Below are 25,269 nucleotides of genomic sequence, written 5' to 3' on the forward strand. Positions count from 1 at the left end.
CGAACCCGGAAGCTAAGCCTTTCAGCGCCGATGGTACTGCAGGGGGGACCCTGTGGGAGAGTAGGACGCCGCCGAACAATTTTTGGAGGACCCTTGGTCCCGGCACACACGCTGGGACCAAGGGTCCTTTTTTGTTTTGCCGAGGCGCGCCGGCTGTGCGGACGCGCGAGAATGGCTGCGGTACCGAAGACAGGAGTCACCGATGTCCACCAACTCTCCCGACGATCGACCGGGGCGCGACCAGCGCCGACGGGACAGTGGTGACCGTGGCGGCTACCGCGGTGGCGGTGGTCCGCGCCGCGACCGCCGTGACGACGGTTCCTTCGGCGACCGCGACCGCGACCGGGACCGTGGTCCTCGTCGCGACGGGGACCGTGACCGGCCCTCGTACCGCCGTGACGACGACCGTGACCGCGACCGTCGTTCGTACCGCCGCGATGACCGTTCCTTCGGTGACCGTGACCGTGACCGTGACCGTGACCGTGACCGGGATCGGGACCGTGGTCCGCGGCGCGATGGTGACCGTGACCGGCCGCCCTTCCGTCGCGACGACCGTCGTGATGACCGGCGTGATGACCGGCGCGGTGACCGGCGCGGTGAGCGTCGTGACTTCCGGCGAGACGACAACCGAGGCGGCTTCCGGGATCGGCGCGACGACCGTCCGTACGGTGACCGGGACCGCGACCGTGGTCCGCGGCGCGATGGTGACCGTGACCGTGACCGGCCCTCGTACCGCCGTGACGGCGACCGCCGTGACGTCCGCCGGGATGACCGCCGTGATGACCGCCGTGACGGTCGCCGGGACGACCGCGGCGGTGAGCGCAGTGGCGAGCGTCGGGACTTCCGGCGGGACGACCGGCCCCACGGCGGACGCTCGTACGGGGACCGTCCGTACGGTGACCGGGATCGGGACCGTGGTCCGCGGCGCGATGGTGACCGTGACCGGCCGCCCTTCCGCCGCGACGACCGTGGCGGGCGGCCCGGTGGGTTCCGTGGGCGCGACGACCGGCGAGACGACCGCCGCGGTGACCGCCGCGACGACCGGCGCGGCGGCGGTGGCCGCTTCCGCGACGAGCGGGACCGCGACCGCGAGCCGATCAAGCGGCTGCCGATCCCTGAGGACGTCTCCGGGTTCGAGCTCGACAAGAACGTGCAGCAGGAACTCCAGTCGCTGCCCAAGGGGCTCGCGGAGGACGTCGCCAAGAACCTGGTGATGGTCGCGCGGCTCATCGACGAGGACCCCGAGAAGGCCTACGGCTACTCCAAGGTCGCCCTCCGTCTCGCCTCGCGCGTCGCCGCCGTGCGGGAGGCCGCGGGCTTCGCCGCGTACGCGCACGAGAAGTACAGCGAGGCGCTCGCCGAGTTCCGTGCCGCGCGGCGCATGACCGGCAACGTCGAGCTGTGGCCCGTCATGGCCGACTGCGAGCGAGGGCTCGGTCGGCCCGAGAAGGCCCTCGACATGGCCGGAGCGCCCGAGGTGCAGAAGCTCGACAAGGCCGGTCAGGTCGAGATGCGCCTTGTCGCCGCCGGCGCGCGCCAGGACATGGGACAGCTTGAGGCCGCGATCGTGACCCTGCAGAGCCCCGAACTCGCCTCGAACTCCGTGCAGCCGTGGACGGCCCGGCTCCGCTACGCCTACGCCGAGGCGCTGCTCGCCGCGGGCCGCGACGGCGAGGCGCGGGAGTGGTTCGCCAAGGCTGTGGAGTCCGACAAGGACGGCAGCACCGACGCGTCCGACCGGCTGGCGGAGCTGGACGGCGTCGAGTTCGTCGACGCGTTCGACGAGACCGTAGACGCCGACGCCGACGCCGACGCCGACGCCGACGCCGACGCCGACACCGACACCGACACCGACACCGACACCGACAAGGAAACCGATGCCGACACCGGCATCGGAACCACCTCTGACGCCACCGACGACTCGTCGGGCTCCTCGGAGTCGGAGTCGGAGTCGGAGTCGGAGTCGTCGGACGAGAAGTAGACACACCGGCAGGCGTATGTCGCGAACGGGCGGGCTCCTTACGGGGCCCGCCCGTTCGTCATCCGTTGGCGAGCGTCCTGAGGACCAGGCCGGTCGCCGGTTTCGGGCCGAACGACGTCGACTTGCGCGGCATCGTCACGCCCTGCCGGGCCAGCTCACGGACGACGTCCTCACGGACCGGGTGCATCAGGACCGCCGTCCCGCCGTCGCGCCGTGCCTTGGCGACCGTCGCCTCCGTGTCGTGGATGTACGAGACGTCGGCGGGGGAGTCCTCGGGTATGCCCCAGACGTGCCCGAGCAGCGTCGCGTGCAGCACCGTCGCGTCCAGGTTGCGCCAGGCATCGGGGCGGTCCGCGGGGACCGTACGGGCGATGAGGGCGCGGTCAGGGCGGTCCAGCAGGTAGTACGTGTCCTCGGTCCCGGTCAGGACGAAGGCGTTGCCGCCGTCCGCCACGGCCTGCTCCAAGGCGCTCATGGCGTTGGCGAGCGGTCCGGGGATCTCGCGTACGCGGAAGGCGTCGCGAGCCGCCGCCAGGGCCCGGTCCAGGGGGAGACGGCCCAGGAGGCGGTGGATGGCGCGCACCTGTAGCGGGTAGCGGGCCGAGTCCACCAGGAGGACGAGGCCGAAGTCCCACGGGGTGGGTGAGGGGTGTTCGGCGCGCAGCCGCAGGTAGGTCGCCCAGCGGTGGTGGCCGTCGGCGATGAGCGCCTGGTGGGCGGAGAGGTCGCGGTGGATCTCCTGTTGCTCGGCCGGGTCGGTGAGGGACCACAGGCGGTGGCTGTAGCCGTCCTCGGTGGTCGTGGCCAGGAGCGGGGGACGGTGCACGGCGCGTTCGATGACGGCGGTGGTGCCCGTCGCGTTGCCGTTGCCGCGGTAGCTGAGCAGGAGGGGCTCCAGGTTGGCGGCCGCGGTGCGCATCAGGCCCGCGCGGTCCTCGACCACGTGCGGCATGACGTCCTCGTGCGGCAGGACCACGCCTTCGGCTGCGTCGGACAGTCGCAGCGCGCCTATGACACCGCGTTGCAGTACGTCGCCTCTGCGCTGCTCGTACACGTACAGGGCGGGCGCCGCGTCCGGGGCCAGGACGCCCTCGGTGAGCCAGCGGCGGAGCGTGGCGGCCGCCTGGTCGTTGCGGGACTGTGGCGAGCCGGAGGGGCCGCTCTGCGGGAGTATCAGGCGGACGATGTTGTGCGGGTCCGCGTTCTCCAGGTGGTGCAGGCCGTCGGGGCGTACGACGACGTCGTACGGGGGCGACGTCACGGAGGCGAGGCTGCCGACGCGCTCGGGAACGTAGCGAACGCCCCGGAACGGGATCAGATCGAGGCCGCCACCTGCAGTGTTCATCTGAGCATCGTACGAGTGTCAGTGGGGTGAGGGATGATCGGGGAGTGGGATCGAGCAAGGAGCGATACGGAATGAGCCAGAGTCCGAGCGGAGCGGCCGGCCGCGGGGCGCGGCTGCGGCCCGAGGGCAGCGCGCGTGCGCTGAGCGAGGCGTACGACACGGCGCTGCTCGACCTCGACGGGGTGGTCTATGCGGGAGGGCACGCGATCGCCCACGCCGTGGAGTCGCTGGCCGCGGCGCGGGACGGCGGAATGGCGCTGGCGTACGTCACGAACAACGCGCTGCGCACGCCCGGAGCCGTGGCGGAGCATCTGACCGAGCTGGGCATACCCGCTGCGGCCGGTGACGTCGTCACGTCGGCGCAGGCGGTGGCGCGGCTCATCAGCGAGCAGGTGCCCGAGGGGTCGCGGGTGCTCGTGATCGGCGGGCAGGGGCTGCGGGTGGCCCTGCAGGAGCGGGGCCTTGAGCCCGTCGAGTCGGCAGACGAGGACCCGGTGGCCGTGGTGCAGGGGTACGGCGGGCCCGACATGGTGTGGGGCCGGTTCGCCGAGGCCGCGTACGCGATCGCGCGCGGTGTGCCGTGGTTCGCGTCCAACACCGATCTGACGATCCCGAGCGCGCGCGGCATAGCGCCGGGGAACGGGGCGGCGGTCGAGGTCGTCCGGATCGCGACGGGTGCCGAGCCGCAGGTGGCGGGGAAGCCGCTGCCGCCGATGCACAAGGAGACGATCCTGCGGACCGGGGCCCGCAGACCGCTGGTGGTCGGCGACCGGCTCGACACGGACATCGAGGGCGCGTTCAACGGGGCGGTGGACTCGCTCCTGGTGCTGACCGGCGTGACGGACGCCGCTCAGCTGCTCGCCGCGCCCCCGCACCACCGGCCGACCTATGTGGACCTGGACCTGCGCGGACTGCTGACCGGCCAGCCGGACGTCGTGGCGGACGGCGGCGGGTTCCGGTGCGGAGGGTGGACGGCCCTTGCGATGGACGGACGCCTGGAGCTGGAGGGGGACGGTGCGCCCGTCGACGGCCTGCGGGCGTTGTGCGCGGTGGCGTGGACGGCGGCGGGCGAGGGGGTGTGCGAGCTGGACCCGGCCAAGGCGCTGGCGCGGCTGGGCCTGTGAGGCGGCGCGGGCTTCGGGCGGGCCCCGCGCGGCGGGCCGAGGGGGCGGTGTGGGGGAGTGAGTGGACGAGCCGAGGAAGGAAGGGTTTTGACAGGGTAGGTTAACCTAACCTCGTGTTGGTTGAGAGTCAGAGTCCTCCGCAAGCCGACGCGGTGACACCTCCCGCGCCCCCCGCCCGCCGCGCGATGCCGCGTGCCGCCGGGCTCGTCGTCTCCGGCCTCGTGCTGGTCGCCGTGGCCGTGGCGAGCATCGCCCTCGGCGCCAGACCGCTCGCTCTCGACCAGGTCTGGCACGGGCTGTTTCACGACACGGGGCGGTACGCGGACGTGGTCGTCGGCGAGCGCGTCTCCCGCACGGTGCTCGGGATGGTCGCCGGACTCGCGCTCGGGCTCGCGGGCGCCGTGCTCCAGGCGCTGACCCGTAACCCGCTCGCCGACCCGGGCATCCTCGGCATCAACATGGGGGCCTCCGCGGCCGTCGTCACCGCGATCAGCTTCTTCGGCGTGACATCGTTCAGCGGGTATGTGTGGTTCGCGTTCATCGGCTCCGCCGCCGTCGGTGTCCTCGTCCACGCCCTCGGCGGCAGCCGCAGCGCCACACCGGTCCGCCTGGCCCTCGCCGGTACGGCGGTCACCGCCGCGCTCTCCGGCTACCTGTACGCGGTGATGATCGGCGACGACGTCGCCCTCAACCGGATGCGGTTCTGGCAGGTCGGCTCGCTGGCCTCGGCGAGGACGGACACCATTCAGCAGGTGCTGCCGTTCGTCGTCGTCGGCGCGCTGCTCGCGCTCGGCCTGGCCCGGCCGCTGAACGCGATGGCGATGGGCGACGACACGGCCCGCGCCCTCGGCGCGCACCTGGGCCGTACTCGCGCCCTCGGCATGGCCGCGGCCACCGTGCTGTGCGGGGCGGCCACCGCCGCCTGCGGGCCCATCGTCTTCATCGGCCTGATGGTTCCGCACATCGTGCGCTCGTTCACCAGCCCCGACATGCGCTGGATCCTGCCCTACGCGGCGGTCCTCTCCCCGGTGCTGCTGCTGGGCGCCGACGTCGTCGGACGGCTCGTGGCCCGCCCGGCCGAGTTGCAGGTCGGCATCGTCACCGCCGTCATCGGCGCGCCGGTCTTCATCTTTCTCGTACGACGTCGGAGGCCGGCCCAGCTGTGAAGACCACCCAGGTGACCAAGACGCTACGAACACCGGGCGGGCTCTCCGTCCGCCTCGACATCAGGTCGGCCGTCGTGGTGGCCGTCCTGCTCGTGGCCGCGCTCGCCACGAGCGTCGTCCTGATCGGCACCGGCGACTTCGAGATCCCCGCCGTCGACGTGCTGCGCACCCTCGCCGGTCACGGGAACGCCGGGCAGGAGTTCATCGTCAACGAGCTGCGGCTGCCCCGGGCCCTGGTGGGCCTGCTGGTCGGCGGCGCGCTCGGCCTGTCCGGCGCCCTCTTCCAGGCCGTCTCGCGCAACCCGCTGGGCAGCCCCGACGTGCTCGGGCTCGGGCAGGGCTCGACCGCCGGCGCGCTCGTGATGATCGTGATCTTCGGCGGCAGCGCCACGCAGGTCGCCCTCGGCGCCCTCGTCGGCGGCACGGTCACCGGCGTGGCGATCTACCTCCTCGCGTGGAAGCGCGGCGTGCACGGCTACCGGCTCGTCCTCGTCGGCATCGGGGTGGCCGCGTTCGTCACCGCCGTCAACGGCTATCTGCTCACCAAGGCCGACTTCGTGGACGCCGCCCGCGCCACCGTGTGGATGACGGGATCGCTGGGCGGGCGAGGCTGGGACCAGGTGTGGCCGCTGCTCCTGCTGTTCGCGGTCGTCGTGCCGGTCGTCGGCGCGTGCGCGAGGCCGCTGCGGATGCTGGAGATGGGCGACGACGCGGCGGGCGGGCTCGGCGTGCGCGTGGAGCGCGTCCGCATGCTGCTGCTCGTCTCGTCCGTCGGGCTGACGGCCGCGGCCACGGCGGCGGCCGGGCCGGTCGCCTTCGTGGCGCTGACCGCGCCCCAGATCGCCCGACGCCTGACCAAGTCGCCGGGCCCCAACCTGCTCGCCGCCACCTGCATGGGCGCCACACTGCTCCTCGCCGCCGATCTCGCCTCGCAGCGGGCGTTCGGCGCGGACCAGCTGCCGGTCGGCGCCGTGACCGGCGTCGTGGGTGGCCTCTATCTGCTGTGGCTGCTGGTCACCGAACGCAAGGCGGGGCGGATATGAGCCGCCGCGCGCCGTCGCCTTCCCCCTCTCCCTGGCCGTCCCCCTCCTCTTCCTCCGCCCTCTCCTCCTCCCTCGCCCCGTCAAGGAGTACTGCTGTGAACCGGCTGGCAGCCGACGACGTGACCCTCGGATACGACCAGCGCGTCATCGCCGAGAAGTTGTCCGTCGAGATCCCCGACAACTCCTTCACGGTGATCGTCGGCCCCAACGCCTGTGGCAAGTCGACCCTGCTGCGCGCCCTGTCCCGCATGCTCAAGCCGACCGCGGGACGGGTTCTGCTCGACGGCAGCGTCATCCAGTCGATGCCCGCGAAGAAGGTGGCCAGGACGCTCGGGCTGCTGCCGCAGTCGTCCATCGCGCCCGACGGCATCACCGTCGGCGACCTCGTCGCGCGTGGCCGCTACCCGCACCAGGGGCTGCTGCGCCAGTGGTCGTCCGAGGACGAGCGGGTGGTCCGCGAGTCGATGGAGTCCACCGGCGTCGCCGAACTCGCCGACCGGTACGTCGACGAGCTCTCCGGCGGCCAGCGCCAGCGCGTGTGGATCGCCATGGCGCTCGCCCAGCAGACACCGTTGCTGCTGCTCGACGAGCCGACGACGTACCTCGACATCCAGCACCAGATCGACGTCCTCGACCTGTGCGCGGAGCTGCACGAGGAACAGGGGCGCACGCTCGTCGCCGTGCTCCACGACCTCAACCACGCGGCCCGGTACGCGACCCACCTGATCGCGCTGCGCGGCGGCGAGGTGATCGCCGAGGGCGCGCCGAAGGACGTCGTCACCGCCGAGCTCGTCGACCGCCTGTTCGGCATGGCCTGCCAGGTCATCGACGATCCCGAGACCGGAACGCCGCTGGTGGTGCCCGCGGCGCGGCGGGCCGGGAAGCGGCGCGGCGGCGCCGGACAGGTGACTACAGCAGCGTCCTGAGGCGCAGCAGATCGCGGAAGGACGCCTCCAGGCGGACCCGTCCCGAGGCCCACGCCTTCGCGAAGTGCAGCTGCCCGTCCACCATCGCCACCAGGTCGTCGCCGGTCATCGCGAGCCGGATCTGCGCCTTCTGCGCGGGCGGACCCGGGGAGGTGTCGTGCACCGCGATCCGGCCGTTTTCCAGACGGCCGGAGAACGTCATGTCCAGGTCCGTGATGCGGCAGGTCACCGAGCGGTCTAGCGCTGTCGCGGCACGCACGTCGCCCTCGGCGCTCGCCATGTTGTCCGAAAGTCTCTCGAGTGCGGTCCTGCACTCCTCGATCGTGGCCATCGTGACCGACGGTACACCGGGCGCTCGCGGTAGCGTCGTGGCATGAGCGAGAGCCGCGTCGAAGAGTCGCCCGTCGAAGAGCCGTCGTACGAACCCGCGGCCCCTGCCCCGCTCGGTGTCGCGCGCACCGCCACCGGCAACACCGACGTGGACGCGCAACTGGAGCGGCTCGGCGATGTGGACCACCTCGCGGCGGACGGGCACGTCGAGGTGTACGAGGATGTACATCAGGGCCTGCGCGCCGCGCTGACCGCGCTGGACGCACGGCCCCAGCCATCACCCTCGTACGACAACAGGAGCTGAACCGACCGTGGCAGGTGTGGCACGTCGCCGCCTCGACGCCGAACTCGTCCGCCGCAAGCTGGCCCGCTCGCGCGAGCACGCCAGCCAGCTGATCGCCGCGGGCCGGGTCAGCGTCGGCAAGACCGTGGCGACCAAGCCGGCGACCCAGGTGGAGACGGCCGCGCCGATCGTCGTGACGCAGGACGACAGCGACCCCGACTACGTCTCGCGCGGCGGGCACAAGCTCGCGGGCGCGCTCGCCGCGTTCGTGCCACGGGGGCTCGCCGTCGAAGGGCGGCGCGCGCTGGACGCGGGCGCGTCGACCGGCGGGTTCACCGATGTGCTGCTGCGCGCCGGAGTCGGCCATGTCGTCGCCGTCGACGTCGGCTACGGGCAGCTGGCCTGGTCGTTGCAGAGCGACGACCGGGTCACCGTCAAGGACCGCACGAACGTACGGGAGTTGACGCTGGAGGCGATCGACGGTGAGCCGGTCGACATCGTGGTGGGCGACCTGTCGTTCATCCCGCTCGGCCTCGTGCTGCCCGCGCTCGTCCGCTGCTGCGCGCCCGGCGCCGACCTCGTGCTCATGGTCAAGCCGCAGTTCGAGGTGGGCAAGGAGCGGCTCGGCAGCGGCGGCGTCGTGCGCAGCCCCGAACTGCGCGCCGAGGCCGTACGGCAGGTGGCCGCGCAGGCGTGGCGGCTGGGGCTCGGCGTGCTCGGGGTGACCGCGAGCCCGTTGCCAGGCCCCTCCGGGAACGTCGAGTACTTTCTGTGGCTGCGGGCCGGGGCGCCTGAGCTGGACCCGGCCGACGTCGACCGAGCAGTGGCGGAGGGGCCGCGTTGACACAGACCCGAGCTCGTACTGTTTTCCTCCTCGCGCACACCGGGCGGCCCGCCGCCGTCCGCAGCGCCGAACTCGTCGTCCAGGGGCTGCTGCGCAGCGGCATCGGCGTGCGGGTCCTGGAGGCCGAGGCGGCCGATCTGCCGCTGCCGGACAGCGTGGAGCTGGCCAAGGAGGCGACCCCGTCCTGCCTCGACGGGTGCGAGCTGCTGATCGTGCTCGGCGGCGACGGGACGCTGCTGCGCGGCGCCGAGTTCGCGCGCGCCTCGGGCATCCCCATGCTCGGCGTGAACCTCGGCCGCGTCGGGTTCCTCGCCGAGGCCGAGCGCGACGACCTCGACAAGGTCGTCGACCGGGTCGTCACCAGGGCGTACGAGGTCGAGGAGCGCATGACGATCGATGTCGTCGTGCACCGCAACGGCGACGTCGTGCACCGTGACTGGGCGCTCAACGAGGCCGCCGTGCAGAAGATCGAGCCCGAGCGGATGCTGGAGGTCGTCCTGGAGATCGACGGCCGGCCGGTCACCGGCTTCGGCTGCGACGGGATCGTGTGCGCGACCCCGACCGGGTCGACGGCCTACGCGTTCTCGGCGGGCGGGCCCGTGGTCTGGCCGGAGGTGGAGGCGCTGCTCATGGTGCCGATCAGCGCCCACGCCCTGTTCGCCAAGCCGCTGGTCACGTCGCCGGACTCGGTGCTCGCGGTGGAGGTGCAGCAGCACACCCCGCCGGGCGTGCTGTGGTGCGACGGACGGCGGACCGTGGAGCTGCCCGACGGGGCACGGGTCGAGGTGCGGCGGGGCGCCGTCCCGGTCCGGCTCGCACGGCTGCACCACGCGGTGTTCACGGACCGCCTGGTGGCCAAGTTCGCGCTGCCGGTGGCCGGGTGGCGGGGGGCGCCGCACTGAGAGGCTGGTACGGATCGCCGGATGTCCCGATGAGGGAGACCCGCCCTTTCGGCCCAGGGGCAACCCCACCCACGCGGGTGACACACGTGGGTGACAGCGGCACGGACCGGGCACGCGTCACCTGCTCGTTCGGCCCGCGGGAGCAGGGGCCGTCGCACAGGTGGGCCCGGACCTCGTAAGGTCGTGTCCGTGTTGGAGGAGATGCGGATACGGTCGCTCGGAGTCATCGACGACGCAGTGGTCGAGCTGTCACCCGGTTTCACGGCGGTGACCGGCGAGACCGGCGCGGGCAAGACCATGGTCGTCACCAGCCTCGGACTGCTGCTCGGCGGGCGCGCCGACCCGGCGCTCGTGCGGATCGGCGTGAAGAACGCCGTGGTCGAGGGGCGCGTCGCGGTACCCGCCGGATCGGCTGCGCTGGTGCGGGCCGAGGAGGCGGGGGCCGAGCTCGACGACGGTGTGCTCCTCGTCAGCCGCACCGTCTCCGCCGAGGGGCGCTCGCGCGCGCACCTGGGCGGCCGGTCGGTGCCCGTGGGCGTGCTGAGCGAGCTGGCCGACGACCTGGTGGCCGTGCACGGACAGACCGACCAGCAGGGCCTGCTGAAACCGGGAAGGCAGCGGCAGGCGCTCGACCGGTACGCGGGGGACGCCGTCGACGTGCCGCTCGCCAAGTACCAGGCCGTGTACAAGCGCCTCAAGGCGGTCACCGCCGAGCTCGACACCATCACCACGCGCGCGCGGGAGCGGGCGCAGGAGGCCGATCTGCTGCGGTTCGGGCTCGACGAGATCGCGGCCGTCGAACCGCGCGCGGGCGAGGACGTGGAGCTGGCCGAGGAGGCATCGCGGCTCGGGCACGCCGAGGCGCTCGCCTCCGCGGCCGCCGCCGCGCACGCCGCGCTCGCCGGGAACCCGGAGGACCCCGAGGGCGTCGACGCCCAGACGCTGGTCGGTGGCGCGCACCGGGCCCTGGAGGCCGTGCGCTCCCACGACCCGGCGCTCGGGGCGCTCGCCGAACGGATCGGCGAGGTGCAGATCCTGCTCACGGACGTCGCCGCGGAGCTCGCCGGTTACGCGGACGACCTGGACGCCGACCCGCTGCGGCTCGCCGCCGTCGAGGAACGGCGGGCGGCGCTCGGACAGTTGACGCGCAAGTACGGTGAGGCCGGCGAGGGTACGGCGGGGGTGCTCGCCTGGGCCGAGACGAGCGCGGCGCGGCTGCTCGAACTCGACGGCGACGACGAGCGGATCGGCGAACTGACCGCCGAGCGCGAGTCGCTGCGCGGCGAACTCGGGGCGCTCGCCCAGGAACTGACCCACGCCCGCACCGAGGCCGCCGCCCGCTTCGCCGACGCGGTCACCGAGGAGCTGTCCTCGCTCGCCATGCCGCACGCCCGGGTCTCCTTCGACATCCGGCAGAGCGAGACCGACGCCGTCGACGGCGTGGAGGTCGACGGGCGGACCGTGGTGTGCGGACCGAACGGCGCCGACGAGGTCGAGTTGCTGCTCGCCCCGCATCCCGGCGCCCCGCCGCGGCCCATCGCGAAGGGCGCGTCAGGCGGTGAGCTGTCCCGTGTGATGCTCGCGGTGGAGGTCGTCTTCGCGGGCAACGACCCCGTGCCCACGTACCTCTTCGACGAGGTCGACGCGGGCGTGGGCGGCAAGGCGGCCGTCGAGATCGGCCGACGCCTCGCCAAGCTGGCGAAGTCGGCGCAGGTCGTCGTGGTCACGCATCTGCCGCAGGTCGCCGCGTTCGCCGACCGGCAGCTGCTGGTCGAGAAGACGAACGACGGCTCCGTGACGCGTTCCGGCGTCACCGTCCTGGAGGGCGAGGACCGGGTGCGCGAGCTCTCCCGGATGCTGGCCGGCCAGGAGGACTCCGAGACGGCCCGTGCCCACGCCGAGGAACTGCTCGCCGTGGCGCGGGCGGACGGGTAGGGGGGGGCGGCGGCCGGGTTCGTCGGGGCGGCGCGATCCCGGGTTCACCCATGTGGGTGATCCGGTGTGCCGTGTTGCCCGTACGCGCGCGGTGCGCGACCGTGGGCCGTGCCGCAACGGGCGTACGGACTGGCATCCTTGGGCCCGCGCATCGGCGTACGTATACCTATACGGTGCGGGTGCGCCCGTTCCCGCCCGCACCACCACCCACCAGGAGCCCGGCAAGCGTGAGCCACGTCAGCAGCCCCTCGGCGCACGGACAACCGGCGCTGCGCACCGTGCAGGTGCTGGGCGGCGGCAGCGCGGGGAGCGGCGGCGGTGACGGTGGCGGCGCCTACGTCCTGTCCCTGGCCGCCGGGCTCGTGGCGCGCGGCGTCCGGGTCACCGTCTGCGCGCCGCCCGAGGCCGAGCGGGCCTACCGGTTCGGGGCCGTCGGGGCGCGCCATGTGCCGGTGCCGCGCCGTAACGACCCGGCCTCCGTCGCCGCGCTCCGCGCGGCCTGCGCCGACGCCGACCTGGTTCACGCGCACGGGCTGCACGCGGCGCTGCGGGCCGCGCTCGCGCTCAGCGGGCGGCGCGTCCCGCTCGTCGTCACCTGGCACACCCGCGCGTACGCCGACGGGGCCCGCGCCCCGCTGCTGCGCGTGCTCGAACGGCGCGTGGCCAGGGCCGCGTCCGTGGTGCTCGGCACCTCCACCGACCTGGTCGACCGGGCCCGCGCCCGCGGCGCCAGGGACGCCCGGCTCGCCGCGGTCTCCTTCCCGCCGCCCCGCACGCCCGGCCCAGGCCCGGGCCCCGGTCCCGGCCCGGACTCCGCGTCCGACGAGGCGGACCGGGCCCGCCACAAGACCCGCGCCGACCTGGGCGCGCTCGGCCGGCCGTTGCTGATGGCCGTCGGCAGCCTGGAGCGGCACCGGGGCTACGACGTGCTCCTCGACGCCGCCCACGCCTGGCTCGGCCTCGACCCGGTGCCGCTGGTCGTCGTCGTGGGCGAGGGGCCGATGCGGGCCGCGCTCCAGCGGCGCATCGACGGCGAGGGCCTGCCCGTGCGGCTCGCCGGACGCCGTGACGACGTCGCGGAACTGCTGCGCGCCGCCGACCTGGCCGTCCTGCCCAGCAGTTGGGAGTCGCGTTCGACGCTCGCCCAGGAGGCGCTGCACGCGCGGGTCCCGCTCGTGGCGACCGCCGTCGGAGGCATCCCCGAACTGGTCGGCGACGCCGCCGAACTCGTCCCGTACGGTGACGCGGTCGCGCTGTCCCGAGCCGTCGAGCGCCTCCTGGCCGACTCCGACCACTGTGAACGCCTGCGCGCGCTGGGCAGCGCGCAGGCCGCGTCCTGGCCGACCGAGGACGCGACCGTCGCCCAGGTGCTCAGCGTCTACGACGAGCTGACCGGGGCCGTCTGAAAACGCGCCGCGCTCCGGCTCCCGGCCGTGGTGCCCGAGGTGCCTCGACGCGACTGTCACGGCACGTGTCGGCGTGCCCGCAGGGCCAGGCTCAGCGCGAGGACCGTCTGCGGGTCGTCCAGGTCCGTGCCGAGCAGTTCGCCGATGCGGGCGAGGCGGTTGTAGAGGGTCTGGCGGTTGAGGTGGAGCTCGCGGGCCGTCTCCGCCTTGCGGCCCGCGTGCGCCAGATATGTCTGCAGCGTGGGCAGCAGCGGCGGTTTGGCGCGGCGGTCGTGTTCCCGCAGGGGGCCGATCGCCCGCTCCACGAACGCCGCCAGGACGTCCTTGTCGTGCCGGCCGAGCCGCCACAGCAGCAGGTCGATGTCGAGGCGCCGCGCGTCGTGCCAGGCGCGGTCGTCCAGACCCTGTGCCGCCGTCGCCGTCTCCGAGGCATGCCGCAGACCCGCGGCCGCCGCCGCCCAGCCGCCCGCCCCGCCGACCACCACGACCGGCGCGGGCCCGCCCGCCCGTCGCATCCCGGCCCGCTCGACCCCGGCCCGCAGCGCCGCCGCGACCCGGTCGGCGACCGCAGCGCGTTCCGGCTCCGAGCGCAGCCCGAGCAGCAGCGGCACCCGCCCCTCGACCGGCCGCACACCCAGCAGCACCGGCACGCCCACCGAGGCCAGCTCCTCCGCCACGGCCCGCGCGAGCACGGCCCAGCCGCCGCCGGGGGAGACCCCCACCGCGGCGACCGACGCCTCCGGCAGGCGCATCACCACCGGCAGCAGCGGGCCCCGCCCCGCGGGCCTGAAGCCGAGGACGCGGGCCTGCGCGGGGGCGTCGTCCGGTGTGATGCGCCCCTCCGCCAGGTCCGTCAGGAAGTCGCCCCGGCCGCGCGCCGCCAGCTCCTCCTCCTGCCGGGCCTGCATCAGCACCACGGCCAGCGACCCGGCCGCGCGCTCCGCCGCCATCCGGTGCACCGGCGCGAGCGGCCCGGCCACCGGCAGCAGCACGAGCCGCGCCCGCACCGAACCGGTCCCGGGGCCGCCGCCCGGCACGTCCACGAGCACCGCGCCGGCCGGCGGATCGTCCTGGTGGGAGCCGCGCATGCCTTCCCACACCTGGAGCGGATCGGTGAGGTCGGTGTGCTCCCCGGCCGCGTACAGGAGTTGCCCGTCCACGGTCTCGAGGAAGACCGGGTTGCCGCTGAACTCCGCCAGGATGCGCAGCACGTGCGGCACGCCGCCGCCCGCGAGCAGCGCCTCCGTGCAGCGCCGGTGCACCTCCTCGGCGCGCTGGAGGAGCGCGTAGTGACCGTTGACGATCTCGGTGTGGATCTCCTCGGTGAGCGTCACGAACGGCACCTCGCGGTGCAGTTGCACCAGCGGCAGACCCGCGCCGCGCGCCGTCTCCACGAGCGCCGCGGGCAGCCGTGTGAACCGCTGCCCCAGCTCGATGACGAGCGCCGCGATGCCCCGGTCGGCGAGCCTGCGCACGAACGCCCGCTGCTCGGCGGGGCGGGTACCGATCCCGTACCCCGTCGTGAGCAGCAGCTCGCCGCCCTTGAGCAGGGACGCGATGTTCGGCACCTCGCCCGCGTGCACCCACCGCACGGTCCGCTCCAGCAGGTCGGCGCCCGCCACGACCTCCGGCAGCCCGCTGCGCAGGCCCGGCAGCTCAAGGGCGCGCCGCACCGTGATGCCGCCCGGCCCGCCGTGCGGGACGTGGGGCTGCGGCTGCGCCGTGTGCGGGCCGGCGGGGAGGGGGGTGCTGTCCATGGCGGGGACGGTACCGGTGCGCGCCCCGAGTCCGGCTGTGGCGTACGTCACCGGAGCACGGCGCCGCACGCCACCTACCAGGGCGGGCTCTTACCGACGCCTACCCGCCGTACGCCCCGCTCGCCGTCAGCCGCAGCGCCGTGTCGATCAGCGGCACGTGGCTGAAGGCCTGCGGGAAGTTGCCGACCTGGCGCTGCAGCCGCGGGTCCCACTCCTCGGCGAGCAGTCCCAGGTCGTTGCGGAGCGCCAGCAGCCTCTCGAAGAGCTTGCGGGCCTCGTCGACGCGGCCGATCATCGCCAGGTCGTCCGCCATCCAGAACGAGCAGGCCAGGAAGGCGCCCTCGTCGCCGGGCAGCCCGTCCACACCGGCGTCCTCGCCGTCGGTCGGGTAGCGCAGGATGAACCCGTCCGGTGTCGACAGCTCCCGCTGGATCGCCTCGACGGTGCCGATGACCCGCTTGTCGTCCGGCGGCAGGAAGCCCACCTGCGGGATCAGCAGCAGCGCGGCGTCCAGCTCCTTGCTGCCGTAGTACTGCGTGAAGGTGTTGCGCTCCTTGTCGTAACCCTTCTCGCACACGTCCCGGTGGATCTCGTCGCGCAGCTCGCGCCACTCCTCCAGCGGGCCGTCCGCGTCACCGGACTCGATGAGCTTGATGGTGCGGTCGACCGCGACCCACGCCATCACCTTCGAGTGCACGAAGTGGCGGCGCGGCCCGCGCACCTCCCAGATGCCCTCGTCCGGCTCGTCCCAGTGGCCCTCCATGTAGCGGATGAGCTTGAGCTGGAGCAGCGAGGCGTAGTCGTTGCGGGCCAGGCCCGTCATGTGGCCCAGGTGCAGAGCCTCGGTGACCTCGCCGTACACGTCGAGCTGGAGCTGGTGCGCCGCGCCGTTGCCGACCCGGACCGGGGCCGAGTCCTCGTAGCCGGGCAGCCACTCCAGCTCCGCCTCGCCGAGCTCACGCTCGCCCGCGATGCCGTACATGATCTGCAGGTTCTCCGGGTCCCCGGCCACCGCCCGCAGCAGCCACTCGCGCCAGGCCCGCGCCTCTTCCCGGTATCCGGTGCGCAGCAGCGACGACAGGGTGATGGCGGCGTCGCGCAGCCACGTGTACCGGTAGTCCCAGTTCCGTACGCCGCCGATCTCCTCCGGCAGCGACGTGGTGGGTGCGGCGACGATGCCGCCGGTCGGGGCGTAGGTGAGCGCCTTGAGCGTGATCAGCGAGCGGACCACGGCCTCCCGGTAGGGCCCGTGGTAGGTGCAGTGGCCCACCCACTCGCGCCAGAACTCCTCGGTCGCCTCCAGGGCGCCCGCCGGGTCCGGCAGCGGCGGCTGTTCCTTGTGCGAGGGCTGCCACTGGACGGTGAACGTGATCCGGTCACCGGGCGCCACCGTGAAGTCCGAGTACGTGGTCAGGTCCTTGCCGTAGGTCTCCGCGTCCGTGTCCAGCCACACGGAGTCGGGTCCGGCCACCGCGACCGTACGGCCGTCCACCTTGTGCACCCACGGCACGATCCGCCCGTACGAGAACCGCATCCGCAGCGCGGAGCGCATCGGGACGCGTCCGGTGACGCCCTCCACGACACGGGTCAGCTGCGGCGCGCCGTCACGGGGCGGCATGAAGTCGGTGATCCGCACGGTGCCGCGCGGGGTGTCCCACTCGGACTCCAGGATCAGCGAGTCACCGCGGTAAGTGCGGCGTGCGGCGGCCGGGGGAGCGGCGTCGGCCGGATGGGCCGGGCCGATCCGCCAGAAACCGTGGTCCTCGGTGCCGAGCAGCCCGGCGAAAATGGCGTGCGAGTCGAAGCGGGGCAGGCACAGCCAGTCGACTGTGCCGTCCCGGCAGACCAGTGCGGCGGTCTGCATGTCTCCGATAAGTGCGTAATCCTCGATGCGCCCGGCCACGTGCAACTCCAGTCGAACGGCCACGTACGCCCCGGTGGTGCGGCAGTTGCCGCGAGGGGCGCTCGCTCTGCGGTCTTAACGGTCAACGGATCGTCTTGATACGTCGTCGTGATACGTCGATATACATCGTTTTCAAACGAACTGACGAGCCGGTCGTTCCGGCTGGGGTGGAGCGAACGGGCTTCGTGGTGCGGTGAACGGTCGGGAGCGGGCGGGGGTGCCGCCGTTGTACCGCCGTCTCCAGTGTGACTCGCCAGCCGAGTGTCCGAGCAGGATACGACGCACCCGCCTGATCCGCGTGCCCCTCACGGCAACGCGCCTGAGCCGAACGGGTGAGCGGTGGGTGAAGCCCTCGCGGCCGTACCGTTACGGCATCGCGCGTGCGTGGCGGCCCGTGCGCGGAGCGTGGCCGGACACACTCTGGCCCTGTCGCTGATACCCTGGTAGCCCGTGAGCCGGTGGTCATCGGACCCCCGAACCGCAGCGACGGCGCCTCCCCCCGAGAGTTCGGCGAGCACGTCGGTACGCACCCCAGACCGCGACCACGGGAGCCCCCCTTTGGCCATGACGCCCAAATCCACGACGACCAAGCACATCTTCGTCACCGGGGGTGTCGCCTCCTCACTTGGCAAGGGCCTCACCGCCTCCAGCCTCGGCATGCTGCTCAAGGCGCGCGGCCTGCGGGTCGTCATGCAGAAGCTCGACCCGTACCTGAACGTCGACCCGGGCACGATGAACCCCTTCCAGCACGGTGAGGTGTTCGTCACCAACGACGGTGCCGAAACCGATCTGGACATCGGACACTACGAGCGATTCCTCGACCGCGACTTGGACGGCAGCGCCAATGTCACTACAGGCCAGGTGTACTCGCAGGTCATCGCCAAGGAGCGGCGCGGCGAATACCTGGGCGACACGGTCCAGGTCATCCCGCACATCACCAACGAGATCAAGCACCGCATCCGCCGCATGGCGACGGACGAGGTCGACGTCGTCATCACCGAGGTCGGCGGAACCGTCGGTGACATCGAGTCGCTGCCCTTCCTGGAGACCGTCCGCCAGGTCCGTCACGAGGTCGGCCGCGACAACGTCTTCGTGGTGCACATCTCGCTGCTCCCCTACATCGGCCCGTCGGGCGAGCTGAAGACCAAGCCCACCCAGCACAGCGTCGCCGCGCTGCGCAACATCGGCATCCAGCCGGACGCCATCGTGCTGCGCTGCGACCGCGAGGTCCCCACCGCCATCAAGCGCAAGATCAGCCTGATGTGCGACGTCGACGAGGCCGCCGTCGTGGCCTGCCCCGACGCGCCCTCGATCTACGACATCCCGAAGGTCGTGCACGCCGAGGGCCTGGACGCCTACGTCGTCCGCAAGCTGGACCTCCCGTTCCGCGACGTGAACTGGACGACCTGGGACGACCTGCTCGACCGCGTCCACAACCCCAGCCACGAGATCGTCATGGCGCTGGTCGGCAAGTACATCGACCTGCCCGACGCCTACCTGTCGGTCACCGAGGCGCTGCGCGCGGGCGGCTTCGCCAACCGGGCCCGCGTCAAGATCAAGTGGGTCACGTCCGACGACTGCAAGACCCCGGCGGGCGCCAAGAAGCAGCTCGGCGACGTCGATGCGATCTGCATCCCCGGCGGCTTCGGCGACCGCGGCGTCTCCGGCAAGGTCGGCGCGATCAAGTTCGCCCGCGAGAACAAGATCCCGCTGCTCGGCCTCTGCCTCGGCCTGCAGTGCACGGTCATCGAGGCGGCCCGCAACCTCGCCGACATCCCCGACGCGAACTCCACGGAGTTCGACGCGGCCACCGCCCACCCGGTGATCTCCACGATGGCCGAGCAGCTCGACATCGTCGCCGGTGAGGGCGACATGGGCGGCACCATGCGGCTGGGCATGTACCCGGCCAAGCTCGCCGAGGGCTCCATCGTGCGCGAGGTGTACGACGGCAAGGAGTACGTCGAGGAGCGCCACCGCCACCGCTATGAGGTGAACAACGCCTACCGCGCCGAGCTGGAGAAGAAGGCGGGCATCGTCTTCTCGGGCCTCTCGCCCGACGGCAAGCTCGTCGAGTACGTCGAGTACCCGCGCGACGTCCACCCGTACCTGGTCGCCACCCAGGCCCACCCGGAGCTGCGCTCGCGCCCGACCCGGCCGCACCCGCTCTTCGCCGGTCTGGTGAAGGCGGCCGTCGAACGGCAGGAAGCGGCGCGCAAGACGGCCGAGTAAGGCCCGTCGCACAAGCGATGTACGGTTACCGGGGTACGTGCCGAATGCGGCACGTACCCCGGTTTCTCTGTTCTTTTCTCTGTGTTTTCCGTTTTCTCCGTGGGTACGTGGGAGGGCTTGCGACATGACGGCCGTGACGCCGATCGAGGACACCGCCGAGGAGTGGGAGACCCGGGCGAGCCGGACCCCGTTCGTCGGGAACAAGACCTCCGTGCGCACGGACGAGGTCGTCATGCCGGACGGCTCGGTGGTCAACCGCGACTACCAGGTCCACCCCGGTTCGGTCGCCGTGCTCGCCCTCGACGACGAGGACCGGGTCCTCGTCCTCAAGCAGTACCGCCACCCCGTCCGCATGAAGCTGTGGGAGATCCCGGCCGGGCTCCTCGACGTGCCCGGCGAGAACCCGCTGCACGCCGCGCAGCGCGAGCTGTACGAGGAGGCGCACGTCAAGGCGGAGGACTGGCGCGTCCTCACCGACGTCTACACGACGCCCGGCGGCTGCTCGGAGGCCGTTCGGATCTTCCTGGCCCGTGACCTCTCCGAGGCGGAGGGCGCCCGGTTCGAGGTGGAGGACGAGGAGGCGGAGATGGAGTTCGCCCGCGTGCCCCTCGCGGACCTCGTGCGCGCCGTCCTGGCCGGTGAGCTTCACAACAACTGCCTCGTGGTGGGTGTGCTTTCACTGAGCGCGGCGCGGTCGGGCGACGGGGTGGACGCCCTTCGCCCGGCGAACGCGCAGTGGTCCGCCCGGCCGTTCGACGCGTAGCGCCTCCGTCCGCCGGGTTCTGTTTCGTCCGCGGACGCGGACGCGGGCCGTGGGTGGTCGCTCGCGAGGTTGCGCGGGGCAGCGCCGATGTGCGACTCCGCCGCGTGGGCGCGACCAGCCAACCCCCCCCATCCGCGGCCGGCCACGCACCCCGACCCTGCAGACGCCCACCCGCACCGGCGGAGCCCACCGTGCCCGGTCACACCATCCGCTGATCCGATCCGGTGACTTCCGCCTGTTCCCCGGTGCCGCCCGCCAAGGGCATCCGCACACCTTCAACTACGCTCGGCACCGCCCCTGCCGACCCCCGGAGGGGCTGGGCGAGACGGAGCGTGGCCGGTGGCGGATCAGGCGGTGAAGTCGGACGACGTGGACGTGTCGCCGCGTCAGTTCCTGGGGCGCAGACGGGAGTTGAAGGAGCTGCGGGCCGACATCGAGCGGGCCGGGCTCGACACCCTCTCGGGCCGCAAGGCCGAAGCCCCTCGCGCCCGGGTCCTGCTCGTCGCGGGCCGCGCCGGCACCGGCCGCACGGCCCTCGCCGAAGAGCTGCTGCGCCAGGTCGCGGACCAGTACCCGGACGGCGTGCTGCGCACCCGTCTGACCACGCCGGACGGAGCCCCGGTCCCGACCGAGCGCGTCGCCCGTGAGCTGCTGGGCGCCCTGGGCCTGCCCGCCCCGCCCGGAGAGAGCGCCGACGCGCTGACCGAGCGGCTGCGCGCGGGCCTGGCCACGCGCCGCGTCGCGCTGCTGCTGGACGACGCGGGCGACGCCGAACACGTCGACCCGCTGCTGCCCGACACCGGTGACTGCCTGGTCGTCGCGGTCGCCGAGGGGCCGCTCACCGGCATCCCGGACGTGCGGCCCTGCACCCCCGGCGGACTCGACACCAAGTCGGCGGTCGAACTGCTCACTCGCTACGCGGGATCGGTCCGCATCACCTGCGACCCGCGCTCCGCCGAGTCCCTGGTCGAACTGTGCGGCGCCGAGCCCGCCGCCCTGGAGATCGCGGGCGGCTGGCTCGCCGCCCGCCCCAAGGAATCCGTCGCCGACCTGGCCAAGCGGCTGAACGCCGCCGAAGGCTTCGGCGAGCGGCCGGCCCTCGCCCGCGTCTTCCACCACGCCTACGCCGCGCTGCCCGCCCCCGCCGCCCGGATACTGCGCTACCTGTGCCTGGCGCCCGAGGGCCACGTCGACCCGCACACCGCGTCCGCGCTCGCCGGCTGCTCGGTCTCCGCAGCCCGCAAGACCCTCGACGACCTGGTCGCCCTCGCCCTGGTCCGCTCGGTCGACCCGGACACGGCCCGGTACGAGGTGCCGCGCTGTCTGCTGCCGTTGCTGCGCGCGCTCACCGAGACCCACGACCGGCCCGGCGAGGTGCAGCTGGCCCGCGCCCGCATGCTGGAGCGGACCGTACGGCTGCTCACGTCCTGCCGCGCCGTCACCGAGCCCGAGGGGTCCCCGGCCCGCCGCAAGCTCGCCGGGCTGCCCACCGCCCTGCGGTTCGCGAGCCCGCAGGACGCCGCCGAGTGGCTGCGCGTGCGCAGGCCCGCGCTGCTCGCCTCGGCCCGGCTCGCCGTCGCCGACGGTGACCTCGACACCCTGGCCCGCCGTCTGATGGCCGCGCTCGTCCGCGCCCTGGTGGCGCACGGCGGCGCCGAGGCGGCGGCGGCCGACCTGTACGGCATCCACCGGCTCGTCCTCGATGTCGCCGAGCGCCGCGACCTGCCCCGCGAGAAGGCCGCCGCGCTGCTCAACCTCGCCGACCTCGACGCCCGCACCGGCCGTACCGAGGAGGCCCTGGCCCGCTACCGGGCCGCCCTGGACGCCGGCCGCGCCGCCCGTGACCCGTACGCGACCGGCCGCGCGATGGAATCCGTAGCCGGTGCCCACCAGGAGCTGGGCGACTGGCAGCGGGCGGCCGACTGGTACGGGCGCGCCCTCGCCCACCGGCTCGCGCGCGGCGAGCGGGCCGACGCCGCCCGGCTGCACGGACGCATCGCCACCGCCCACACCTACGCGGGCCGGTACGGCGAGGCGCTGCGCGGCTGGCGCTCGGCCGTCGCCGGCTACCGCAAGGAGGGCGATGTGGCCGCACAGGCCCGCGCGCTCAGCGAGTTGGCGCGCGTGCAGGAGTACGCGGGCCGCCCCGAGGAGTCGCTGCGCACCTGCCACGAGGCGGTCGAGTGGGCGCGCCGGGCCGAGGACGTACGGCTGCAGGCGGCGCTCCAGGTGCGGCTCGCCGACACCCTCGAACGGCTCGGCGACCCGGCCGCGGCCAAGCTGCACCGCGCCGCGGCCGAGCGGATGCTGGGCGACGAGCTCGATCCGGAAGCAAAACCTTCGCAACGACCCGCTAACGCCTGCGAAATCCGTAGTGCATCTGCGGAAGATTGATGCATCGAAAGGCTAGACAGCTCGAAAACCTTCATTAGACTGGCTCCGCCGCGTCCTTCCGCGGTGTCTCTGCCGGTGTGTCCCGCAGCACACTGGTATGTAGTGCGTTGCCCGACATATCCCCTGAGCCAAGGACCGTGATCGACGATGAAGGTCGGCATCCCCCGCGAGGTCAAGAACAACGAGTTCCGGGTGGCCATCACCCCCGCCGGAGTGCATGAGCTGGTGCGCCACGGCCACCAGGTCGTCATCGAGCAGAACGCCGGCGTGGGCTCGTCGATCACCGACGACGAGTACGTCGCCGCGGGTGCGAAGATCCTCCCCACCGCCGACGAGGTGTGGGCCACCGCCGACCTGCTCCTGAAGGTCAAGGAGCCGATCGCCGAGGAGTACCACCGCCTGCGCAAGGACCAGACGCTCTTCACCTACCTGCACCTGGCCGCGTCCAGGGAGTGCACGGACGCACTCCTGGAGTCGGGCACCACCGCCATCGCCTACGAGACCGTCGAGACGGCGAACCGCGCGCTGCCGCTGCTCGCCCCGATGTCCGAGGTCGCGGGCCGCCTGGCCCCGCAGGTCGGCGCCTACCACCTGATGGCACCCAACGGCGGCCGCGGTGTGCTGCCCGGCGGCGTCCCCGGCGTCCACGCGGGCCGGGCCGTCGTCATCGGCGGCGGCGTCTCCGGCTGGAACGCCACGCAGATCGCCGTCGGCCTGGGCTTCCACGTCACCCTGCTCGACAGGGACATCAACAAGCTGCGCGAGGCCGACAAGGTCTTCGGCACCAAGGTCCGCCCGGTCATGTCCAACGCCTTCGAGCTGGAGAAGGCCGTCCTCGACGCCGACCTCGTCATCGGCGCCGTCCTCATCCCGGGCGCCAAGGCCCCCAAGCTCGTCACCAACGAGCTCGTCTCGCGCATGAAGCCCGGAAGTGTCCTTGTCGACATCGCGATCGACCAGGGCGGCTGCTTCGAGGACTCGCGCCCGACCACCCACGCCGAGCCGACCTTCAAGGTGCACAACTCGGTCTTCTACTGCGTCGCCAACATGCCCGGCGCCGTCCCCAACACCTCGACGTACGCGCTGACCAACGCCACGCTCCCGTACATCGTGGAGCTGGCCGACCGCGGCTGGGTGGAGGCCCTGCGCCGCGACCCGGCGCTCGCCCTCGGCCTCAACACGCATGACGGAAAGGTCGTCTACAAGGAGGTCGCCGAGGCGCACGGCCTGGAGCACGTCGAGCTGGAGACGCTCCTCGGCTGAGCAGGCACCGCACGACGTCAACGAACGTCGTCAATCTCACGCATACGGCCGGACCTTGTGAGGGGTCCGGCCGTTGCCGCATCGGTACGGTCTTGGTCAACTCGTGGTCAACTCGCCGTGAACGTAGCTCTTTAACCGATTCGTACACTCACGAAACACGGCCAAGAACCTTCGCACACCCTTGACATGAGGGTGTTCGTTTGCCGACACATCGTGCCGGGTCCGGCGGATTGTGTTGCTGCGGAGCGGTGCCACGCCATAGAGTCGCCAACCGTCGGCATGGTGCCACGCTGACCTATCGATAAATGTTCCTGGTCACGTCCAAGGAGGTAAGACGACTTGTGAATGAGTCGACATTTACTCCCGGAGGTGGCCAGCCGGGCGGACAGGGAACCGCGGGGCTTCAGGCTGTCGGCTCCGTCGCTGTACGCACGTTCGCGGACCGGCAGAGCGGCTTCCGCAGCACCTCCGAACAGACGCCGACGCAGACAGCACACCAGAGCATGGATGGCCATCACGTGAACGCCATGGCCGGCGACCGAAGCGGCGACACAGACAGCCGCTTCGCCGACTACGACGAACTGCCCGAGGGGCACTTCTACGACCCCGACGCCGAGTACGAGCCCGACCCCGAGTACGCGGCCACGCTCGCCCCCGACGCCGCCCGCCAGCGCCGCGAGCGGATCGGCCCCACCGGGCGCCCCCTGCCGTACTTCCCGATCCCGGGGCCCCTGACCGACCACGGCCCCGCGAAGATCATCGCGATGTGCAACCAGAAGGGCGGCGTCGGCAAGACCACGTCGACCATCAACCTGGGTGCCGCGCTCGCCGAGTACGGACGCCGGGTCCTGCTCGTCGACTTCGACCCGCAGGGCGCGCTCTCGGTCGGCCTCGGCGTCAACCCGATGGAACTCGACCTGACGGTCTACAACCTGCTCATGGAGCGGGGCATGGCCGCCGACGAGGTCCTCCTCAAGACGGCCGTCCCGAACATGGACCTGCTGCCGAGCAACATCGACCTGTCGGCCGCGGAAGTGCAGCTGGTCAGCGAGGTCGCGCGCGAGTCGACGCTGCAGCGCGCGCTCAAGCCGCTGATGTCCGACTACGACTTCATCGTGATCGACTGCCAGCCCTCGCTCGGTCTGCTCACGGTCAACGCGCTGACGGCGGCTCACAAGGTCATCGTCCCGCTGGAGTGCGAGTTCTTCGCGCTGCGCGGTGTGGCGCTGCTGACCGAGACGATCGAGAAGGTCCAGGAGCGGCTCAACCCCGACCTGGAACTCGACGGCATCCTCGCCACGATGTACGACTCGCGGACCGTGCACAGCCGTGAGGTCCTCGCGCGCGTCGTCGAGGCGTTCGACGATCACGTCTACCACACGGTGATCGGCCGGACCGTGCGCTTCCCCGAGACCACGGTCGCCGGTGAGCCCATCACCACGTACGCCTCCAACTCGGTCGGTGCCGCCGCCTATCGCCAGCTCGCCAGGGAGGTGCTCGCCCGGTGTCACGCCGAGTGAGTCTGCCCGGGGCCGACGAACTGTTCCGTACGACCGGGGGCATGGCACTGCAGGCGTCGTCGCCGCGGCGGTCGACGGGCACGACGAGCGGGGCGAACGGTGAGGCGCGGGTGCCGGGACCCGCGGGCGAGAGCGACGAGGCGGCCGCCGCGGCG

Annotated in this window: 20 protein-coding genes and 1 rRNA gene; 16 read left to right on the forward strand and 5 right to left on the reverse strand. The window is 72.7% G+C overall.

Annotated elements, in window-relative coordinates; genetic code table 11:
• Positions 1-77, forward strand: a 5S ribosomal RNA gene (rrf, locus tag OFY01_RS32005); the annotation flags it as partial.
• Between the two features lie 119 nt (positions 78-196).
• On the opposite strand, the gene OFY01_RS32010 is transcribed toward rrf, so the two are convergent.
• Positions 197-865, reverse strand: coding sequence for a hypothetical protein (locus OFY01_RS32010; protein WP_266605931.1), 669 nt, complete (start codon positions 863-865; stop codon positions 197-199).
• 285 nt (positions 866-1,150) lie between these two features.
• Here OFY01_RS32010 and OFY01_RS32015 point away from each other — a divergent pair, with 285 nt between their 5' ends.
• Complete coding sequence (locus tag OFY01_RS32015; RefSeq protein ID WP_266605933.1) at positions 1,151-1,981, forward strand: tetratricopeptide repeat protein; 831 nt, start codon at positions 1,151-1,153, stop codon at positions 1,979-1,981.
• 58 nt (positions 1,982-2,039) lie between these two features.
• On the opposite strand, the gene OFY01_RS32020 is transcribed toward OFY01_RS32015, so the two are convergent.
• Positions 2,040-3,326: a DUF1015 domain-containing protein gene (locus OFY01_RS32020; protein ID WP_266605936.1), complete on the reverse strand. Its 1,287-nt coding sequence runs from the start codon at positions 3,324-3,326 to the stop codon at positions 2,040-2,042.
• Between the two features lie 71 nt (positions 3,327-3,397).
• Between OFY01_RS32020 and OFY01_RS32025 the strand changes: the two genes are divergently transcribed.
• From OFY01_RS32025 to OFY01_RS32040, 4 genes are all read left to right on the forward strand, one after another.
• Positions 3,398-4,450, forward strand: a complete 1,053-nt coding sequence (locus tag OFY01_RS32025; protein ID WP_266605938.1) for an HAD hydrolase-like protein — start codon at positions 3,398-3,400, stop codon at positions 4,448-4,450.
• Positions 4,451-4,563: 113 nt separating this feature from the next.
• Positions 4,564-5,616 carry a FecCD family ABC transporter permease gene (locus OFY01_RS32030; protein WP_266605940.1) on the forward strand — a complete coding sequence of 351 codons (1,053 nt, stop codon included), beginning with the start codon at positions 4,564-4,566 and terminating at the stop codon, positions 5,614-5,616.
• Positions 5,613-6,659 carry a FecCD family ABC transporter permease gene (locus OFY01_RS32035; protein WP_266605942.1) on the forward strand — a complete coding sequence of 349 codons (1,047 nt, stop codon included), beginning with the start codon at positions 5,613-5,615 and terminating at the stop codon, positions 6,657-6,659. The genes OFY01_RS32030 and OFY01_RS32035 overlap by 4 nt, the downstream gene beginning before the upstream one ends.
• A 95-nt stretch (positions 6,660-6,754) precedes the next feature.
• Positions 6,755-7,585: an ABC transporter ATP-binding protein gene (locus OFY01_RS32040; protein ID WP_266605944.1), complete on the forward strand. Its 831-nt coding sequence runs from the start codon at positions 6,755-6,757 to the stop codon at positions 7,583-7,585.
• Here the strand turns inward: OFY01_RS32040 and OFY01_RS32045 are convergent.
• Positions 7,569-7,916, reverse strand: coding sequence for an SCP2 sterol-binding domain-containing protein (locus tag OFY01_RS32045; protein ID WP_266605946.1), 348 nt, complete (start codon positions 7,914-7,916; stop codon positions 7,569-7,571). The genes OFY01_RS32040 and OFY01_RS32045 overlap by 17 nt on opposite strands.
• Before the next feature lie 42 nt (positions 7,917-7,958).
• On the opposite strand from OFY01_RS32045, the gene OFY01_RS32050 reads away from it, so the two are divergent.
• The 5 genes from OFY01_RS32050 to OFY01_RS32070 all read left to right on the forward strand — a co-directional run bounded on the left by OFY01_RS32050 (position 7,959) and on the right by OFY01_RS32070 (position 13,285).
• Positions 7,959-8,219, forward strand: coding sequence for a hypothetical protein (locus OFY01_RS32050; RefSeq protein WP_266605948.1), 261 nt, complete (start codon positions 7,959-7,961; stop codon positions 8,217-8,219).
• 7 nt (positions 8,220-8,226) lie between these two features.
• Complete coding sequence (locus tag OFY01_RS32055; RefSeq protein ID WP_266605950.1) at positions 8,227-9,042, forward strand: TlyA family RNA methyltransferase; 816 nt, start codon at positions 8,227-8,229, stop codon at positions 9,040-9,042.
• Positions 9,039-9,944: an NAD kinase gene (locus OFY01_RS32060; protein WP_266605952.1), complete on the forward strand. Its 906-nt coding sequence runs from the start codon at positions 9,039-9,041 to the stop codon at positions 9,942-9,944. Before OFY01_RS32055 ends, OFY01_RS32060 begins: the two co-directional genes overlap by 4 nt.
• 201 nt (positions 9,945-10,145) lie before the next feature.
• Complete coding sequence (gene recN, locus OFY01_RS32065) at positions 10,146-11,879, forward strand: DNA repair protein RecN (RefSeq protein ID WP_266605968.1); 1,734 nt, start codon at positions 10,146-10,148, stop codon at positions 11,877-11,879.
• Positions 11,880-12,106: 227 nt separating this feature from the next.
• Positions 12,107-13,285: a glycosyltransferase family 4 protein gene (locus tag OFY01_RS32070; RefSeq protein ID WP_266605954.1), complete on the forward strand. Its 1,179-nt coding sequence runs from the start codon at positions 12,107-12,109 to the stop codon at positions 13,283-13,285.
• A 56-nt stretch (positions 13,286-13,341) separates the two neighbouring features.
• Here OFY01_RS32070 and OFY01_RS32075 read toward each other — a convergent pair whose 3' ends face one another.
• Together OFY01_RS32075 and OFY01_RS32080 are read right to left on the reverse strand one after the other, a co-directional pair.
• Complete coding sequence (locus OFY01_RS32075; protein ID WP_266605956.1) at positions 13,342-15,042, reverse strand: PucR family transcriptional regulator; 1,701 nt, start codon at positions 15,040-15,042, stop codon at positions 13,342-13,344.
• A 100-nt stretch (positions 15,043-15,142) separates the two neighbouring features.
• On the reverse strand, positions 15,143-16,945 hold the full coding sequence (locus tag OFY01_RS32080) for a glycoside hydrolase family 15 protein (RefSeq protein WP_266605970.1): 1,803 nt from the start codon (positions 16,943-16,945) through the stop codon (positions 15,143-15,145).
• Positions 16,946-17,509: 564 nt separating this feature from the next.
• On the opposite strand from OFY01_RS32080, the gene OFY01_RS32085 reads away from it, so the two are divergent.
• From OFY01_RS32085 to OFY01_RS32105, 5 genes are all read left to right on the forward strand, one after another.
• Positions 17,510-19,174 carry a CTP synthase gene (locus tag OFY01_RS32085; RefSeq protein WP_266605958.1) on the forward strand — a complete coding sequence of 555 codons (1,665 nt, stop codon included), beginning with the start codon at positions 17,510-17,512 and terminating at the stop codon, positions 19,172-19,174.
• Between the two features lie 124 nt (positions 19,175-19,298).
• The gene (locus tag OFY01_RS32090) at positions 19,299-19,937 is read left to right on the forward strand and encodes an NUDIX domain-containing protein (RefSeq protein ID WP_266605960.1); all 639 of its coding nucleotides are present in this window, start codon (positions 19,299-19,301) and stop codon (positions 19,935-19,937) included.
• 339 nt (positions 19,938-20,276) lie between these two features.
• Positions 20,277-22,331 (forward strand): tetratricopeptide repeat protein, encoded by a 2,055-nt coding sequence (locus tag OFY01_RS32095; protein ID WP_266605962.1) that lies wholly within the window; start codon positions 20,277-20,279, stop codon positions 22,329-22,331.
• A gap of 147 nt (positions 22,332-22,478) precedes the next feature.
• On the forward strand, positions 22,479-23,594 hold the full coding sequence (gene ald, locus OFY01_RS32100; RefSeq protein WP_266605964.1) for an alanine dehydrogenase: 1,116 nt from the start codon (positions 22,479-22,481) through the stop codon (positions 23,592-23,594).
• Between the two features lie 341 nt (positions 23,595-23,935).
• On the forward strand, positions 23,936-25,114 hold the full coding sequence (locus OFY01_RS32105) for a ParA family protein (RefSeq protein WP_266605966.1): 1,179 nt from the start codon (positions 23,936-23,938) through the stop codon (positions 25,112-25,114).
• The last annotated feature ends 155 nt before the right edge of the window (positions 25,115-25,269 follow it).

The sequence above is a fragment of the Streptomyces beihaiensis genome (genome assembly GCF_026274175.1).
Lineage (GTDB): Bacteria > Actinomycetota > Actinomycetes > Streptomycetales > Streptomycetaceae > Streptomyces > Streptomyces beihaiensis.

Bases quoted from the DNA above. Each gene is read 5' to 3' on its own strand.
- OFY01_RS32020 (WP_266605936.1), bottom strand. From the start codon at position 3,326: ATGAACACTGCAGGTGGCGGCCTCGATCTGATCCCGTTCCGGGGCGTT.
- OFY01_RS32025 (WP_266605938.1), top strand. From the start codon at position 3,398: ATGAGCCAGAGTCCGAGCGGAGCGGCCGGCCGCGGGGCGCGGCTGCGG.
- OFY01_RS32045 (WP_266605946.1), bottom strand. From the start codon at position 7,916: ATGGCCACGATCGAGGAGTGCAGGACCGCACTCGAGAGACTTTCGGAC.
- OFY01_RS32050 (WP_266605948.1), top strand. From the start codon at position 7,959: ATGAGCGAGAGCCGCGTCGAAGAGTCGCCCGTCGAAGAGCCGTCGTAC.
- recN (WP_266605968.1), top strand. From the start codon at position 10,146: ATGCGGATACGGTCGCTCGGAGTCATCGACGACGCAGTGGTCGAGCTG.
- OFY01_RS32075 (WP_266605956.1), bottom strand. From the start codon at position 15,042: ATGGACAGCACCCCCCTCCCCGCCGGCCCGCACACGGCGCAGCCGCAG.
- OFY01_RS32085 (WP_266605958.1), top strand. From the start codon at position 17,510: ATGACGCCCAAATCCACGACGACCAAGCACATCTTCGTCACCGGGGGT.
- OFY01_RS32090 (WP_266605960.1), top strand. From the start codon at position 19,299: ATGACGGCCGTGACGCCGATCGAGGACACCGCCGAGGAGTGGGAGACC.
- ald (WP_266605964.1), top strand. From the start codon at position 22,479: ATGAAGGTCGGCATCCCCCGCGAGGTCAAGAACAACGAGTTCCGGGTG.